12 protein-coding genes are annotated in these 14,111 nt (G+C 69.4%); 9 read left to right on the forward strand and 3 right to left on the reverse strand.

The features are described 5' to 3' along the window. The first annotated feature begins 224 nt into the window (after window positions 1–224). The 9 genes from zapE to lpdA all read left to right on the forward strand — a co-directional run bounded on the left by zapE (window position 225) and on the right by lpdA (window position 11,588). Complete coding sequence (gene zapE / locus IAI59_RS08595) at window positions 225–1,400, forward strand: cell division protein ZapE (protein WP_207416134.1); 1,176 nt, start codon at window positions 225–227, stop codon at window positions 1,398–1,400. 84 nt (window positions 1,401–1,484) lie between these two features. After that, the gene (locus IAI59_RS08600) at window positions 1,485–2,003 is read left to right on the forward strand and encodes a hypothetical protein (protein ID WP_207416135.1); all 519 of its coding nucleotides are present in this window, start codon (window positions 1,485–1,487) and stop codon (window positions 2,001–2,003) included. A 157-nt stretch (window positions 2,004–2,160) separates the two neighbouring features. After that, window positions 2,161–3,114, forward strand: coding sequence for a malate dehydrogenase (gene mdh / locus IAI59_RS08605; protein WP_207416136.1), 954 nt, complete (start codon window positions 2,161–2,163; stop codon window positions 3,112–3,114). Window positions 3,115–3,196: 82 nt separating this feature from the next. Further along, window positions 3,197–4,393, forward strand: a complete 1,197-nt coding sequence (gene sucC / locus IAI59_RS08610; RefSeq protein WP_207416137.1) for an ADP-forming succinate--CoA ligase subunit beta — start codon at window positions 3,197–3,199, stop codon at window positions 4,391–4,393. A 1-nt stretch (window position 4,394) separates the two neighbouring features. After that, window positions 4,395–5,285 (forward strand): succinate--CoA ligase subunit alpha, encoded by an 891-nt coding sequence (gene sucD, locus IAI59_RS08615; RefSeq protein WP_207416138.1) that lies wholly within the window; start codon window positions 4,395–4,397, stop codon window positions 5,283–5,285. 199 nt (window positions 5,286–5,484) lie between these two features. Continuing rightward, window positions 5,485–8,373: a 2-oxoglutarate dehydrogenase E1 component gene (locus IAI59_RS08620; RefSeq protein ID WP_207416139.1), complete on the forward strand. Its 2,889-nt coding sequence runs from the start codon at window positions 5,485–5,487 to the stop codon at window positions 8,371–8,373. A 42-nt stretch (window positions 8,374–8,415) separates the two neighbouring features. Further along, the gene (gene odhB / locus IAI59_RS08625; RefSeq protein WP_207416140.1) at window positions 8,416–9,660 is read left to right on the forward strand and encodes a 2-oxoglutarate dehydrogenase complex dihydrolipoyllysine-residue succinyltransferase; all 1,245 of its coding nucleotides are present in this window, start codon (window positions 8,416–8,418) and stop codon (window positions 9,658–9,660) included. Between the two features lie 224 nt (window positions 9,661–9,884). Then, window positions 9,885–10,073 (forward strand): hypothetical protein, encoded by a 189-nt coding sequence (locus IAI59_RS08630; protein ID WP_207416142.1) that lies wholly within the window; start codon window positions 9,885–9,887, stop codon window positions 10,071–10,073. Window positions 10,074–10,196: 123 nt separating this feature from the next. After that, window positions 10,197–11,588, forward strand: coding sequence for a dihydrolipoyl dehydrogenase (gene lpdA, locus IAI59_RS08635; protein WP_207416143.1), 1,392 nt, complete (start codon window positions 10,197–10,199; stop codon window positions 11,586–11,588). A 264-nt stretch (window positions 11,589–11,852) separates the two neighbouring features. Here the strand turns inward: lpdA and IAI59_RS08640 are convergent, their stop codons facing one another. Genes IAI59_RS08640 through fsa form a run of 3 tightly spaced genes read right to left on the reverse strand, consistent with a single transcriptional unit; the run spans window position 11,853 to window position 14,016 of the window. Next, the gene (locus tag IAI59_RS08640; protein ID WP_237181217.1) at window positions 11,853–12,761 is read right to left on the reverse strand and encodes a tyrosine recombinase XerC; all 909 of its coding nucleotides are present in this window, start codon (window positions 12,759–12,761) and stop codon (window positions 11,853–11,855) included. Next, window positions 12,758–13,360, reverse strand: coding sequence for a hypothetical protein (locus IAI59_RS08645; RefSeq protein WP_207416144.1), 603 nt, complete (start codon window positions 13,358–13,360; stop codon window positions 12,758–12,760). Before IAI59_RS08645 ends, IAI59_RS08640 begins: the two co-directional genes overlap by 4 nt. Beyond that, window positions 13,360–14,016 (reverse strand): fructose-6-phosphate aldolase, encoded by a 657-nt coding sequence (fsa, locus tag IAI59_RS08650; protein ID WP_207416145.1) that lies wholly within the window; start codon window positions 14,014–14,016, stop codon window positions 13,360–13,362. The genes IAI59_RS08645 and fsa overlap by 1 nt, the downstream gene beginning before the upstream one ends. Window positions 14,017–14,111: the final 95 nt, after the last annotated feature.

A 14,111-nucleotide genomic window follows, 5' to 3' on the forward strand; every position in this document is an offset into this window, starting at 1 on the left:
TTCGTGCCGGCGGCGCTTGGCGAAGCACCCTGGCACCGCCGCGGCCAATCCCATTTGGCTAACATCCTGTTCCGAAAAGAGAACGACCGCCGGGTTTGGGCCGGTTTCGGCACTGCGGCAAGCCGGGGCGTGGCTGCGATTCCTGAGGATTGGCAAGCACTTCCCGGGTGATCTTCAGCTCACACGGTTGCCCTGGCGGGTGTGAAAGGCTATGCCGCGAAGCCATGGACGGCTCCTCCACGCCCACCAAGACCGCCGAAGGCCCGTTGCCGGCCTATCGTGCCCGCGTGGCGTCGGGCGCGTTGCGCACTGACCCGGCGCAGGCGCTGGCGGCCGAAACCCTGCAGGACCTGTGGCGCCGCCTGCGCGGTTACGACCCGAATGTGGAGGAGGCCGCCAAGGCCAGCGGCGGCGGCGGCTTCATGGCCCGCTTTTTCCGCCGCAAGCCGGTGGACGAGGCGCCGGGCCACGCGCCCCAGGGCCTCTACATGGTCGGCGAGGTCGGTCGCGGAAAGTCCATGCTGATGGACCTGTTCTTCGATTGTGCCGACGTGCCGCGCAAGCGCCGCATCCACTTCCACCAGTTCATGCAGGACTGCCACGCCCGCATCCACGCGTGGCGCAAGGCGAACCCCGGTGAGACCGACCCCATCCCGCCGCTGGCCGAGGCCATCGCAGGCGAGGCCGCGCTGCTGTGCTTCGACGAGTTCCAGGTCCACGACATCACCGACGCGATGATCCTGGGGCGGCTGTTCGAGGCGCTGTTCGCGCGCGGCGTCGTGGTGGTCGCCACCTCCAACACCGCGCCGGCCGACCTGTTCAAGGGCAAGCCGGGGCGCGACGCCTTTCTGCCCTTCATTCACTTGATCCAGCAGAAGGTGGCCGTGCTGCACCTGCAGTCGGCGCAGGATTACCGGCGCGACCGCATCCATGGCCTGCCCACCTGGCACGTGCCGGCGGATGGCCGGGCCGAGCGGGCGCTGGACAGTGCCTTTCTGGAGCTGACCGGCCAGCGGCATGGCGAGCCACGGACGCTGGCGTTGCTGGGCCGTTCCATCAGCGTGCCGCAGGCCGTGGGCGGCGTGGCGCGGGCGGATTTCGACGCCTTGTGCGGCAAGCCGCTGGGGCCGGCCGACTACCTGGCGCTGTCCACGCATTTCCACACCCTGGTGCTGGATGGCGTGCCACGCCTCGGGCCCGACAATTTCGACAAGGCGCGACGCTTCATCACGCTGGTCGATACGCTTTACGAGCACCGCTGCAAGCTGGTGGCGTCGGCCGCCGCCGTGCCGGATCAGCTCTACGAACAGGGGGAGAACGCGGCGATGTTTCAGCGCACCGCCTCTCGCCTGGAAGAGATGCAGAGCCAGGATTACCTGCGCCTGCCGCACCTCACCTGAGGGGGTTGAGGGGCTGAGGGGGCGCGCCCGCCGGGGGGAAATCGGCTGGCGTGCCTGGTTTGGGGATTATTGGGGGAGTTTGTCATGCGTTTGATTCCGTTGGCCCTGCTGGGCCTGTTCGCCGTTGCCGCCGCTGTTCCGTCGGCCTCCGCCGCCAGCCCGCGCGACCGGGGCGCCGCCGCCAAGGTGGTGAAGCCCGCCGCGCGGGCCGCGGCACCCGTGGTGTCCCGCGGCACCACCGCCCGCGCCCCGGCGCCGCGCCTGGTGTCGCGCGCCGCCGCGGCGCCGGCGTTGCGCAACGGCCCCGTGGTGCGCGGCCGCACGGCCGTGACCGTGTCGTCCGGCTCTCGTGCCCGGCAAACCGCCAAGGCGACCGGCCGCAGCATCCAGCAGCAGCCGCAGGTGGCCCGCGGCAGCATCCGCGGCGGCGCCTATGAGGAGGTGGCCGAGGCGCCGGCGCGCTTCACCGGCCGTGGCGCCCGCTACACCTCCTGGCAGTCCGGCCTGCCGGCCGCCAGCGGCGACCAGCGCGACTGCCCGGCGGGCACCATGTCCACCCTGGCGCGCGGGCATGCTGACGTGGTCCGCTGCATGCCCCTCTGACCGGGGGAGCGGCGCCGCCAGCGGCGCCGTTTTCGCTGCACCGCACCGAATCGCGGTGCCCCCCGCCTTGTCGGGGCTGGCGGAGGGGAGTAGGAAGCCCGCGCGAGATTCCGGATTTCCGTCCTCTACCCCGCAAGTCCCGGGAAGGAAAAAGCCTATGGCCCGCAAGAAGATTGCGCTGATCGGCGCTGGCAACATCGGTGGCACGCTGGCCCACCTGATCGGCCTCAAGGAACTGGGCGACGTCGTGATGTTCGACGTGTTCGGCGGCGTCGCCGCCGGCAAGGCGCTCGACATCATGCAGTCCAGCCCAGTCGATGGCTTTGACAGCCACATGACGGGCGGCAGCGACTACGCCGCCATCGCGGGCGCCGACGTGGTGATCGTCACCGCCGGCTTCCCCCGCATGCCGGGCATGAGCCGCGACGACCTGCTCACCAAGAACGCCGGCGTGATGGGCCAGGTGGCCGAGGGCATCAAGCAGCATGCCCCGGACGCCTTCGTGATCTGCATCACCAACCCGCTGGACGTCATGGTCTGGGCGCTGCAGCAGAAGTCGGGCCTGCCCGCCAACAAGGTCGTCGGCATGGCCGGCGTGCTGGACAGCGCGCGCTTCCGCACCTTCCTGGCCGAGGAGTTCAAGGTCTCGGTCGAGGACGTCACCGCCTTCGTGCTGGGCGGCCACGGCGACACCATGGTGCCGCTGACGCGCTATTCCACGGTCGCCGGCATCCCGGTGCCGGACCTGATCAAGATGGGCTGGACCACGCAGGAGCGGATCGACGCCATCGTCAACCGCACCGCGAATGGCGGCGGCGAGATCGTCAAGCTGCTGGAAAAGGGCTCCGCCTTCTACGCGCCGGCCGCCTCGGCCGTGGCGATGGCCGAGAGCTACCTGAAGGACAAGAAGCGCGTCCTGCCCTGCGCCGTGATGCTGAACGGCGAATACGGCATGAACGACTTCTATGTCGGCGTGCCCGTCGTGATCGGCGCCGGCGGCGTGGAGAAGATCGTCGAGGTGGAGTTCACCGGCGACGAGAAGGCCGCCTTCGACAAGTCCTGCGACGCGGTGAAGAAGCTGGTGTCGGACTTCAAGGCGCTCGGCGTCTGACGCTCCCTGGGCCGGGGCGTTCGCGCCCCGGCCGGTTTTCCGGCCGGACACGCGGCCCCAGCTCCAGACAAAGGGTGAGCGGATGAATATCCATGAATATCAGGGCAAAGAGCTGCTGAAGCGCTACGGCGTCGCGGTGCTCGAAGGCCATGTCGCCTGGAATGCCGCCGAGGCGGAAGAGGCGGCAAAGAAGCTGCCCGGCCCGGTCTATGTGGTGAAGTCGCAGATCCACGCCGGTGGCCGCGGCGCCGGCCGCTTCAAGGAAGACCCGAACGGCAAGGGCGGCGTCCGCGTCGTCAAGTCGGTCGAGGACGTGAAGGCGGCCGCCGAGGCGATGATCGGCAAGACGCTGGTGACCAAGCAGACCGGCGAGGCCGGCAAGCAGGTGTCCCGCGTCTATGTCGAGGACGGCTGCGACATCAAGCGCGAGCTGTACCTGTCCCTCTTGGTCGACCGCGACACCTCGCGCATCGTCATCATGGCCTCGACCGAGGGTGGCATGGAGATCGAGGAGGTGGCCGAGAACCACCCCGAGAAGATCCTCAAGGCCGTGGTCGACCCGGCCTCCGGCGTGTCGGGCTTCCATGCCCGCAAGCTGGCCTTCGGGCTGGGCCTGGAAGGCAAGCAGGTCGCGTCCTTCACCAAGTTCGTCTTGGCGCTGTACAAGGCCTTCATCGAGCTGGACTGCGCCATCGTCGAGATCAACCCGATCGTCGTGACCGGCGCGGGCGAGATCATGGCGCTGGACGCCAAGGTCTCCTTCGACGACAGCGCGCTGTTCCGCCACAAGGACCTGGAGGCGCTCCGTGACGACACGGAGATGGACCCCAAGGAGCTGGAAGCGGTCAAGAACGACCTGAACTACGTGGCCCTCGACGGCGAGATCGGCTGCATGGTGAACGGCGCCGGGCTGGCGATGGCCACCATGGACATCATCAAGCTCTACGGCTCCTCGCCCGCCAACTTCCTGGACGTCGGCGGCACCGCGACTGCGGCCCGCGTCACCGAGGCGTTCCGGATCATCACCTCCGACAGCAACGTCAAGGCGATCCTGGTCAACATCTTCGGCGGCATCGCCAAGTGCGACATGATCGCCAACGGCATCGTGGAAGCCGCCAAGACGCTGACCCTGTCGGTGCCGCTGGTGGTGCGCCTGGAAGGCACCAACGTCGACCTCGGCAAGAAGATCCTGGCCGAGTCCGGCTTGGCCATCATCCCGGCCGACAACCTGGCCGACGCCGCCGAGAAGGTCGTCGCCGCCGTGAAGGGAGCCAAGTAAGATGGCCATCCTCGTCGACGCCAACACCAAGGTCATGACCCAGGGCTTCACCGGCTCGCAGGGCACCTTCCACGCCGAGCAGGGCATCGCTTACGGCTCGAACTATGTCGGCGGCGTGACGCCGGGCAAGGGTGGCCAGACCCACCTGAACCTGCCGGTCTTCGACACCGTCGCCGAATGCGTGGAGAAGACGGGCGCCAATGCCTCCGTCATCTACGTGCCGCCGCCCTTCGCCGCCGACTCCATCCTGGAGGCGATCGACGCCGAGGTGCCGCTGATCATCTGCATCACCGAGGGCATCCCGGTGATCGACATGATCAAGGTCAAGCGCGCGCTGTCGGGCTCCAAGTCCCGCCTGGTGGGTCCGAACTGCCCGGGCGTGATCACGCCCGGCGCTTGCAAGATCGGCATCATGCCGGGCCACATCCACAAGCCCGGCTCGGTCGGCATCGTGTCCCGCTCGGGCACGCTGACCTATGAGGCGGTGGCGCAGACCACGGCGGCCGGCCTCGGCCAGTCCACCTGCGTCGGCATCGGCGGCGACCCGGTGAAGGGCATGGACTTCACCGAAGTGCTGGAGATGTTCCTGGCCGACCCCGACACCAAGCAGATCGTGATGATCGGCGAGATCGGCGGCCAGAGCGAGATCCAGGCGGCCGAGTTCCTGGCCCGCGAGAACAAGAAGGGCTCCAGCACCTACAAGCCCGTGGTCGGCTTCATTGCCGGTGCGACCGCCCCTCCGGGCCGCCGCATGGGCCATGCCGGCGCCGTGATCTCGGGCGGCAAGGACACGGCCGAGGCCAAGATGTCGGCGATGCGCGAGGCCGGCGTGCACGTGGCCGACAGCCCGGCGGCGCTGGGCTCGACCATGGTCAAGGCCATCGCCGGCTGATGACCCTGGCGATGCGACATGGCGGCACCCCCGCCCGCCGGCCCTTCGGGGCCGCGCGATGCGGATTGCTGCCATGACGCCGCCATACATTCTATGTTCATGCACGCCGCCCCTATATCAGGGGCGGCGCTGCATTTTGTGACGTCCATGTTAGAGAAAGCCGCCCCGACCTGAAGGCAGGCGAGGCGAGGAGGAGCTGATGGCCGGTATCGATATCCTGGCGAGTGCGATGACGGGGGCGAACGCCACCTTCCTCGCCGATCTCTATGCCCGCTGGGTGGATCAGCCGGACAGCGTGGACGCCTCCTTCCAGGAGCTGTTCGCGGCGCTGAACGACGACGCCCGGGCCGTGATGCAGAACGCTTCCGGCGCCTCCTGGGCCCCGCGCCCGCGTGGCGGCTTCGCGCCCGAGCCCGAGGCGCCCAAGCCCGATCCCAAGGCCAAGCCGGGCGCCGCGCCCGCGGCCAAGCCCGCCGACCCCGCCGCCGGCCGCCAGCAGGTGCTGGATTCGATCCGCGCCCTGATGCTGATCCGCGCCTACCGCGTGCGCGGCCACCTGGAAGCGCAGCTCGACCCGCTGCACCTGCAGGTCGCCAAGCCGCATCCCGAGCTGGACCCCAAGACCTACGGCTTCTCGGACGCCGACCTCGACCGGCCGATCTTCATCGACCGCGTACTGGGCCGCGAATCCGCCACGCTGCGCGAGATCATCGCCACCTGCCGCGCCAGCTACTGCGGCTCGATCGGCGTCGAGTTCATGCACATCCAGGACCCCGAGCAGAAGGCCTGGATCCAGCAGAAGGTCGAGGGCGCGCCCTGGCTGCAGGGCTTCGACGGCGCCGCCAAGCGCGGCATCCTGCAGCAGCTGACCGAGGCCGAGGGCTTCGAGGCCTTCTGCGCCCGCAAGTATGTCGGCACCAAGCGCTTCGGCCTTGAAGGTGGCGAGGTCACCATTCCCGCCGTGCAGACGGTGATCGAGGCCGCGGCCAATGGCGGCGTGGGCGAGATCGTCATCGGCATGGCCCATCGTGGCCGGCTGAACGTGCTGGTGAATGTGGTGAAGAAGCCCTTCACCCGCATCTTCGCCGAGTTCAAGGGCATCTCCGCCAACCCGGACGACGTCCAGGGCTCGGGCGACGTGAAGTACCACCTCGGCACCTCCACGGACATCGAGATCAACGGCCGGCAGGTGCACCTGTCGCTGCAGCCCAACCCGTCGCACCTCGAGGTCGTGGACCCGGTGGTGGTGGGCAAGGTGCGCGCGCGCCAGGACATGTCGGGCGACACCAAGGGCCGCCGCAGCGTCATGGGCATCCTGCTGCACGGCGATGCCGCCTTCGCCGGCCAGGGCGTGGTCTACGAGACCCTGGCGATGAGCCAGCTCATCGGCTACCGCACCGGCGGCACGGTGCATGTGGTGACCAACAACCAGATCGGCTTCACCACCGTCCCCGCCCATGCCTATTCCGGCCTGTACTGCACCGACGTCGCCAAGTCCGTGCAGGCGCCGATCCTGCATGTGAACGGCGACGACCCCGAGGCGGTGGTGTTCTGCGCCCGCATGGCGGCCGAATACCGCATGCAATTCGCGTCCGACATCGTGCTCGACATCGTCTGCTACCGCCGCCACGGGCACAACGAGACGGACGAGCCGGCCTTCACCCAGCCGACCATGTACGCCCGCATCAAGGAAACCAAGACCACCCGCACCCTTTACGCGGAGCGTCTGGCGGCCTCGGGCGCCGTGCCGGCCGACGACAGCAAGGCCATGCTGGACAGCTTCAACGCCCAGTTGGAAGACGCCTACCAGGCCGCGCAGACCTTCAAGCCCAACAAGGCGGACTGGCTGGAAGGCCACTGGTCCGGCTTGAAGGCCGCGGGCTCGGAGGAAAGCGAGGTCGAGGACGGCACCGCCGTGGCGCTGGACACCCTGCGCGAGGTGGGCGCCGCGCTCGCCCGCGTGCCGGAAGGCTTCACCGCCAATTCCAAGATCGTCCGCCAGCTTGAAGCCAAGAAGAACGCCATCGAGACGGGCGAGGGCATCGACTGGGCGACCGGCGAGGCGCTAGCCTTCGGCACCCTGCTGCTGGAAGGCCACCGCATCCGCCTGTCGGGCGAGGACGTGCAGCGCGGCACCTTCTCGCACCGCCATTGCGTGCTGATCGACCAGCAGACGCAGGCGGAATACATGCCGCTGAACAACATCCGCGACGGCCAGAAGCGGATGGAAGCCTTCAACTCGCTGCTCAGCGAGATGGGCGTGCTGGGCTTCGACTACGGCTACACCCTGGCGGACCCGCAGACCCTGACGCTGTGGGAAGGCCAGTTCGGCGACTTCGCCAATGGTGCGCAGGTGGTGATCGACCAGTTCATCGCCTCGGCCGAGACGAAGTGGCTGCGTATGTCCGGGCTGGTGATGCTCTTGCCGCATGGCTACGAGGGGCAGGGGCCGGAGCATTCCTCCGCCCGCCTGGAGCGCTACCTGCAGCTTTGCGCCGAGCGCAACATGGCGGTCTGCAACTTCACGACGCCGGCGAACTACTATCACGCGCTGCGCCGCCAGCTGAAGCGCAACTACCGCAAGCCGCTGATCGTCATGACGCCCAAGTCGCTGCTGCGGCACAAGCTGGCGGTCAGCTCGCTGGCCGATTTCGCGCCCGGCAGCCACTTCCAGACCGTGATCCCCGAGGTAGACGCCATCGCGGCGCCGGAGCAGGTGAAGCGCGTCGTGCTGTGCACCGGCAAGGTCTACTACGACCTGCTGCAGGAGCGTCGCGACAAGGGCGTCAAGGACGTGGCGATCGTCCGCATGGAGCAGATGTATCCCTTCCCCAAGGCGACGCTGTCCCGCGTGCTAGCCGAGTACAAGAACGCCGAGGTGGTGTGGTGCCAGGAGGAGCCCGAGAACATGGGCGCCTGGACCTTCCTGGACCGGCGGATCGAGAAGGTCCTGCGCGACCTCGGCAACAAGGCGCAGCGGCCCGTGTATGTGGGCCGCGAGGAAGCGGCGAGCCCGGCCACCGGCTCCGCCAAGGTCCATCAGCAGCAGCAGGAAGCCCTGGTGCGCTCCGCGCTCGGCCTGTCCTAAAGTTCATCCGAGCAAGCACCCGGTAAAGAGGCGATACGATAGATGACTGAGATCCTGGTCCCCACCCTGGGCGAAAGCGTTTCCACGGCCACCGTGGCGAAGTGGATGAAGAAGGCCGGCGATGCCGTCGCCGCCGACGAGCCGCTGGTGGAGCTGGAAACCGACAAGGTGACGGTGGAGGTGAACGCCCCCGCCGCCGGCGTGCTGGAAGCCATCGCGGCGGATGAGGGCGCCGAGGTCGAGCCGGGCGCGCTGCTCGGCACCATCGCCGCCGGCAGCGGCGCGGGGGCTGCCAAGCCGGCCGCCGCGGCGCCCGCCGCCCCGGCCGCGCCCGCCGCCGCCCCGGCCCCCAAGGTGGAGGCGCCGCGCGCCGCCACCGGCCCCGTGTCGGTGCCGGGCGGTGGCCATGCGCCGCTGCCGGCGGCCGCCAAGATGATGGCGGAGAACAAGGTTTCGGCCGAGCAGGTCGGCACCGGCACCGCCAAGGATGGCCGCATCAGCAAGGGCGACGTGCAGGACTTCCTGGCCCGCCCGGCTTCCGCCGCCGCCGCCAAGCCCGCCGCCGCCAAGGCCCCCCGCGCGCTGGAAGGCGGCGAGGAGCGGGTGAAGATGACGCGCCTGCGCAAGGTCATCGCCACCCGGCTGAAGGAGGCGCAGAACACCGCCGCCATGCTGACCACCTTCAACGAGGTGGACATGACGGCCGTGATGGGCCTGCGCTCGGAATACAAGGACGCCTTCGAGAAGAAGCTGGGCGCCAAGCTCGGCTTCATGTCCTTCTTCGTGAAGGCCTGCGTGGCCGCGCTGAAGGAATACCCGGCGGTGAACGCCGAGATCGACGGCGACGACATCGTCTACAAGAACTTTGTGCACATGGGCATCGCCGTGGGCGGGCCGAATGGCCTGGTCGTGCCGGTGCTCAAGAACGCCGACCAGATGGGCTTCGCCGAGATCGAGAAGACCATCGCCGGCTTCGGCAAGAAGGCGCGTGACGGCCAGCTGAAGCTGGAGGAGCTGTCCGGCGGTTCCTTCACCATCACCAACGGCGGCATCTACGGCTCGCTGCTGTCCACCCCGATCCTGAACCCGCCGCAGTCGGGCATCCTGGGCATGCACTCCATCAAGGAGCGCGCCATGGTGGTGAACGGCAAGATCGAGGTGCGGCCGATGATGTACCTGGCGCTGTCCTACGATCACCGCATCGTCGACGGCAAGGAGGCGGTGTCCTTCCTGGTGCGCGTCAAGGAAAGCCTGGAAGACCCGCGGCGCCTGCTGCTGGACCTGTAAGGCCCACCTTCCTTCCCATGGAAGGCCAGGCGGCGAGGATCGCGCGACATGCGGTCCTCGCCGTTTTTTTGTTGCCGGGTCTCCTCCGGCTGGGGGCGGTCGTGCTGCTCCGGCCCGGTCAGGCGCCGGCGCTGGAACTCACGCCCGTGAACCTGCTGTTCGGTGCCCGGGTCGCCTGAGAAGCCTTTCACAAATGCCGCCGGCAGGGGCTCTGGACCAGCGCGGTGCTGCTGCTCGTCAGCTTGGCGCTGCCCGGGCTGGCCCTGCTGCAGGATGCTTGGGGCAGGCCGGAAGACCGCGCGGCACGGAGCCTGGTGCCCGAGGCGCTGGGCACCGTCGCCGGGCTGTGGTTGGTCGCCGCCCTGGGCGCGGTGCCCGCGGCGCGGGACGGGCGCCGCCGCCGCGCGGCCTGACCGCCGTGCCATGCCGGGCGCGCGACGCTTTTCCCGGCCCGCCGCGCGCCTCGCCCCTTGCCCCCCGGGCGTGACCGGGCCAGTTTCCCGGCGACCTCATCTGTCAGGCGGGAACACGTCCTCATGTCCGAAAGCTTCGACGTCATTGTCATCGGTGCCGGCCCCGGCGGCTATGTCTGCGCCATCCGCGCGGCGCAGCTGGGCCTCAAGGTCGCCTGCGTCGAGAAGCGGGAAACGCTGGGCGGCACCTGCCTGAACGTCGGCTGCATCCCCTCCAAGGCGCTGCTGCAGTCGTCCGAGGCCTTTGACGAGACCCAGCACAAGTTCGCCGACTTCGGCATCAAGCTGGAGGGCGTGACCCTGGACCTGGCCCGCATGCAGGCCCGCAAGGGCGAGGTGGTGACGGCCAACACCAAGGGCGTCGAGTTCCTGTTCAAGAAGAACAAGGTCACTTGGCTGAAGGGCGCGGCCAAGATCACCGCCCCGGGCAAGGTCGAGGTTGCCGGCCAGTCCTATGACGCCAAGAACATCGTCATCGCCACGGGCTCGGACAGCATGCCGCTCAAGGGTGTCGAGGTGGACGAGAAGCAGATCGTCACCTCCACCGGCGCGCTGGAAGTGGATGCGGTGCCCAAGCACCTCGTGGTCATCGGCGGCGGCGTGATCGGGCTGGAGCTGGGCTCCGTGTGGCGCCGGCTCGGCGCCGAGGTGACGGTGATCGAGTTCCTGGACCGCATCGTGCCGACCATGGACAACGAGGTCGGCAAGCAGTTCGAGCGCGTGCTGTCCAAGCAGGGCATCAAGTTCAAGCTGAAGTCCAAGGTCACCGCCGCCGCCAAGGGCGCCGATGGCGTGACCCTGACGGTGGAGCCCGCCGCCGGCGGTGCCGCCGAGGAGATCAAGGCCGACGTGGTGCTGCTGTCCATCGGCCGCCGCGCCTATACCGAGGGCCTGGGCCTGGATGCCGTTGGCGTCGCGGTGGATGAGCGCGGCCGGGTCAAGACGGACGCCCACTTCGCCACCAACGTGCCGGGCATCTACGCCATCGGCGACGTGATCACCGGCCCCATGCTCGCCCACAAGGCCGAGGACGAGGGCGTGGCGCTGGCCGAGATGCTGGTCGGCCAGCATGGCCACGTGAACTACGGTGTCATCCCGAGCATCGTCTACACCTGGCCGGAAGTGGCCTCGGTCGGCGAGACGGAGGAGGAGCTGAAGGCGCGCGGCCAGGAATACAAGTCCGGCAAGTTTCCCTTCATGGCCAATGGCCGCGCCCGCGCAATGGGCGACACGGACGGCTTCGTGAAGATCCTGGCCGACAAGGCGACCGACCGCGTGCTGGGCTGCCACATCATCGGGCCGGATGCCGGCACGCTGATCGCGGAAGTGGCGATCGCCATGGAGTTCGGCGCCAGCGCCGAGGACGTGGCCCGCACCTGCCACGCGCACCCGACGCTGAACGAGGCGGTCAAGGAAGCGGCCCTCGCGGTGGACGGGCGGGCGCTGCACGTCTGATGCGGGCCAGGGGGCGCCGCCCCCTGGACCCCCGCCGGGGTGGTTGAACCACCCCGGACCCCGGCGTCTGTTTTGTCTTTCCCCCGAGGGTCGATGACCCTCGGGGACTGGGCGTTCAGTTCCGGCGACTCTTTTTTAAGAAAACTCAGCGGGCGCCCCCGCTCATCCTGAAAGCCCGAAATCTGCTTTCAGATGCCGGGGTCCGGGGTGGCTCAGCCATCCCGGCGGGTGGGTCCAGGGAGGGCAGCGCCCTTCCTGGCCACGTCATCCACTTCGCGGATGCGCCTTCTGCCATGTCGCCAGCAGCCCCACCGCGTCCACCGAGGTGTAGCGCTGCGTGGTGGACAGGCTGGCATGCCCCAGCAGTTCCTGGATCGCCCGCAGGTCGGCGCCCGCTCCCAGCAGGTGCGTGGCGAAGGAATGCCGCAGGGCGTGCGGCGTGGCATGTTCCGGCAGCCCGGCGAGGCGGCGGTAGGTTTGCAGCGCCCGCTGTGCCACGGCGGCGTTCAGCCGGTCACCGCGAGCGCCGACGAACAGCGGCGCATCCGGCGTGGCGCCGCCACGGCTGCTGAGATAGGCGGCGATGGCCTCCGCCACCGCCGGCAGCACCGGCACAACGCGCTGCTTGCCACCCTTGCCCAGCACCCGCAGTCCGGTGCCGGCGGTGGGGGCATCGCGCACGTTCAAAGCCAGGGCTTCGGAGATGCGCAGGCCGCAGCCGTAGAGCAGGGTGAACAGGGCGGTGTCGCGCAGGGCCAGGCCGACGGTGTTCTCCACGTCGCCGGTATGGGCGGCGACGTCGCGGGCCTCGGCTTCGCGCAGCGCGCGTGGGGCGGGGGGCTTCAGGCGGGGGCCACGCAGGCCGGCGATGGCGTCCGGCCGGATGCCGTGGTGGCGGGACAGGAAGCGCAGAAAGGCCCGCACGGCGGAAAGCTGCCGGGCGCGGGTGGCATTGCCGGCGCCTACAAAAGCACGGGCGGCCAGGAACGCGCGCAGGTCGGCGGGGCGCAGCTCGTTCAGGCTGGCGAGATCCGCCTCGGCGCCATGGTGCCGCGCCAGGAACTGCAGCAGGTCGGTCAGGTCGGCGCCATAAGCGGCCAGGGTGTGCGGGCTGGCGCGGCGCTCTTTCTCCATCCAGGCCAGAAAGGCAGCGCGGGCCTCGAAGCCGGTCACGGGCGTGCCAGCCGGGCCGCCAGGGCGGCGGCCAGAAAGCGCAGGCTGGCGGCGCAGCCCTGGGGCAGCGCGGCGCCCGCGCGGGCGCCCAGCACCAGCAGGGCGGGCGGGCCGGGCAGGGGCAGCCGCGCCAGGGCGTCGCGGGCGATCAGCGCGGCGGCCTCGCCATGCAGCAGGGCGGCATCGGTGGGCGCGTCGCGCAAGGCGGTGTCGCGGCCGGGGGGCAGCAGGCGGGCGATGCTGCCGGCGGGCAGGGTCAGGCGGTGCCGGGCAGGGGTGTCCTCGCTGGCCAGCACGCAATGCTCCAGCCCCAGCAGGGCGGGCCATTCCTGGGCCACGGCCTCGGCGGCGTCGGGCGCGGCGATCAGGGCCAGCACCGCCTGCTGCGCGCGCTGGGCGAAGCCGCCGCCGGCGCGGGCGCTGGCGGCGAAGCTCTGGGTGGCGGCGCGCTCGGCCGCGATCATCGCGGCCATGTGGTCGGCCAGCCCTTCGCCATGGATGCGGCGAGGGGGGGTGAGCAGCCGGTACAGCTCCGGCCGCTCCGCCAGGAAGTCGGGGTTGGCGCGCAGCCAGGCGGCAACCTGCTCCGCGCCATCCATCACAGGATGGACTGGCCGGTCTTCTGCCAGTCGGCCAGGAAGGCCTCCAGGCCGCGGTCGGTCAGCGGGTGCTTGATCAACTGGCGGATCACCGAGGCGGGCAGGGTGGCGACGCCGGCGCCGAGCTTGGCGGCCTGCACCAGGTGCAGCGGGTGGCGGATGGAGGCCACCAGCACCTCGGTCTTGATGGCCGGGTAGTTGGCATAGATGGTGACGATGTCCTCGATCAGCATCATGCCGTCCTGCGCCAGGTCGTCCAGCCGGCCGACGAAGGGGGAGATGTAGGTGGCGCCCGCCTTGGCGGCCAGCAGTGCTTGGGCGGCCGAGAAGCACAGCGTGACGTTGACCGGCGTGCCTTCCTGGCTCAGCGCCCGGCAGGTGCGCAGCCCCGCCTCGGTCAGCGGCACCTTGACCGCGACGTTGGAGGCGATGGAGCGCAGGAACTTGCCTTCCGCCAGCATCCCGTCGAAATCGGTGGCCGTCACCTCGGCCGAGACATGGCCCGGGGTGATCTCACAGATCTCGGCGATCACCTCGGCCATCTTGCGGCCGGACTTGGCGATCAGCGACGGGTTGGTGGTGACGCCGTCGACCATGCCGAGTTCGGTGAGCGCGCGGATATCAGCCACTTCGGCGGTGTCGACGAAGAACTTCATGCCGGAATTCCTGGTGTTGCGGGGCATGCCGCCCCAATTGCATGGCGTGTGCTGGAGATCAGAGTAGCCGATGAGCGGCGCGAGGCGAAAGGCCG

It is taken from the genome of Roseomonas haemaphysalidis, assembly GCF_017355405.1.
Lineage (GTDB): Bacteria > Pseudomonadota > Alphaproteobacteria > Acetobacterales > Acetobacteraceae > Pseudoroseomonas > Pseudoroseomonas haemaphysalidis.

Coding starts and splice junctions, on each gene's coding strand:
- lpdA (WP_207416143.1), top strand. CDS start 10,197: ATGTCCGAAAGCTTCGACGTCATTGTCATCGGTGCCGGCCCCGGCGGC.
- IAI59_RS08600 (WP_207416135.1), top strand. CDS start 1,485: ATGCGTTTGATTCCGTTGGCCCTGCTGGGCCTGTTCGCCGTTGCCGCC.
- zapE (WP_207416134.1), top strand. CDS start 225: ATGGACGGCTCCTCCACGCCCACCAAGACCGCCGAAGGCCCGTTGCCG.
- fsa (WP_207416145.1), bottom strand. CDS start 14,016: ATGAAGTTCTTCGTCGACACCGCCGAAGTGGCTGATATCCGCGCGCTC.
- odhB (WP_207416140.1), top strand. CDS start 8,416: ATGACTGAGATCCTGGTCCCCACCCTGGGCGAAAGCGTTTCCACGGCC.
- sucD (WP_207416138.1), top strand. CDS start 4,395: ATGGCCATCCTCGTCGACGCCAACACCAAGGTCATGACCCAGGGCTTC.
- IAI59_RS08645 (WP_207416144.1), bottom strand. CDS start 13,360: ATGGATGGCGCGGAGCAGGTTGCCGCCTGGCTGCGCGCCAACCCCGAC.
- mdh (WP_207416136.1), top strand. CDS start 2,161: ATGGCCCGCAAGAAGATTGCGCTGATCGGCGCTGGCAACATCGGTGGC.
- sucC (WP_207416137.1), top strand. CDS start 3,197: ATGAATATCCATGAATATCAGGGCAAAGAGCTGCTGAAGCGCTACGGC.
- IAI59_RS08620 (WP_207416139.1), top strand. CDS start 5,485: ATGGCCGGTATCGATATCCTGGCGAGTGCGATGACGGGGGCGAACGCC.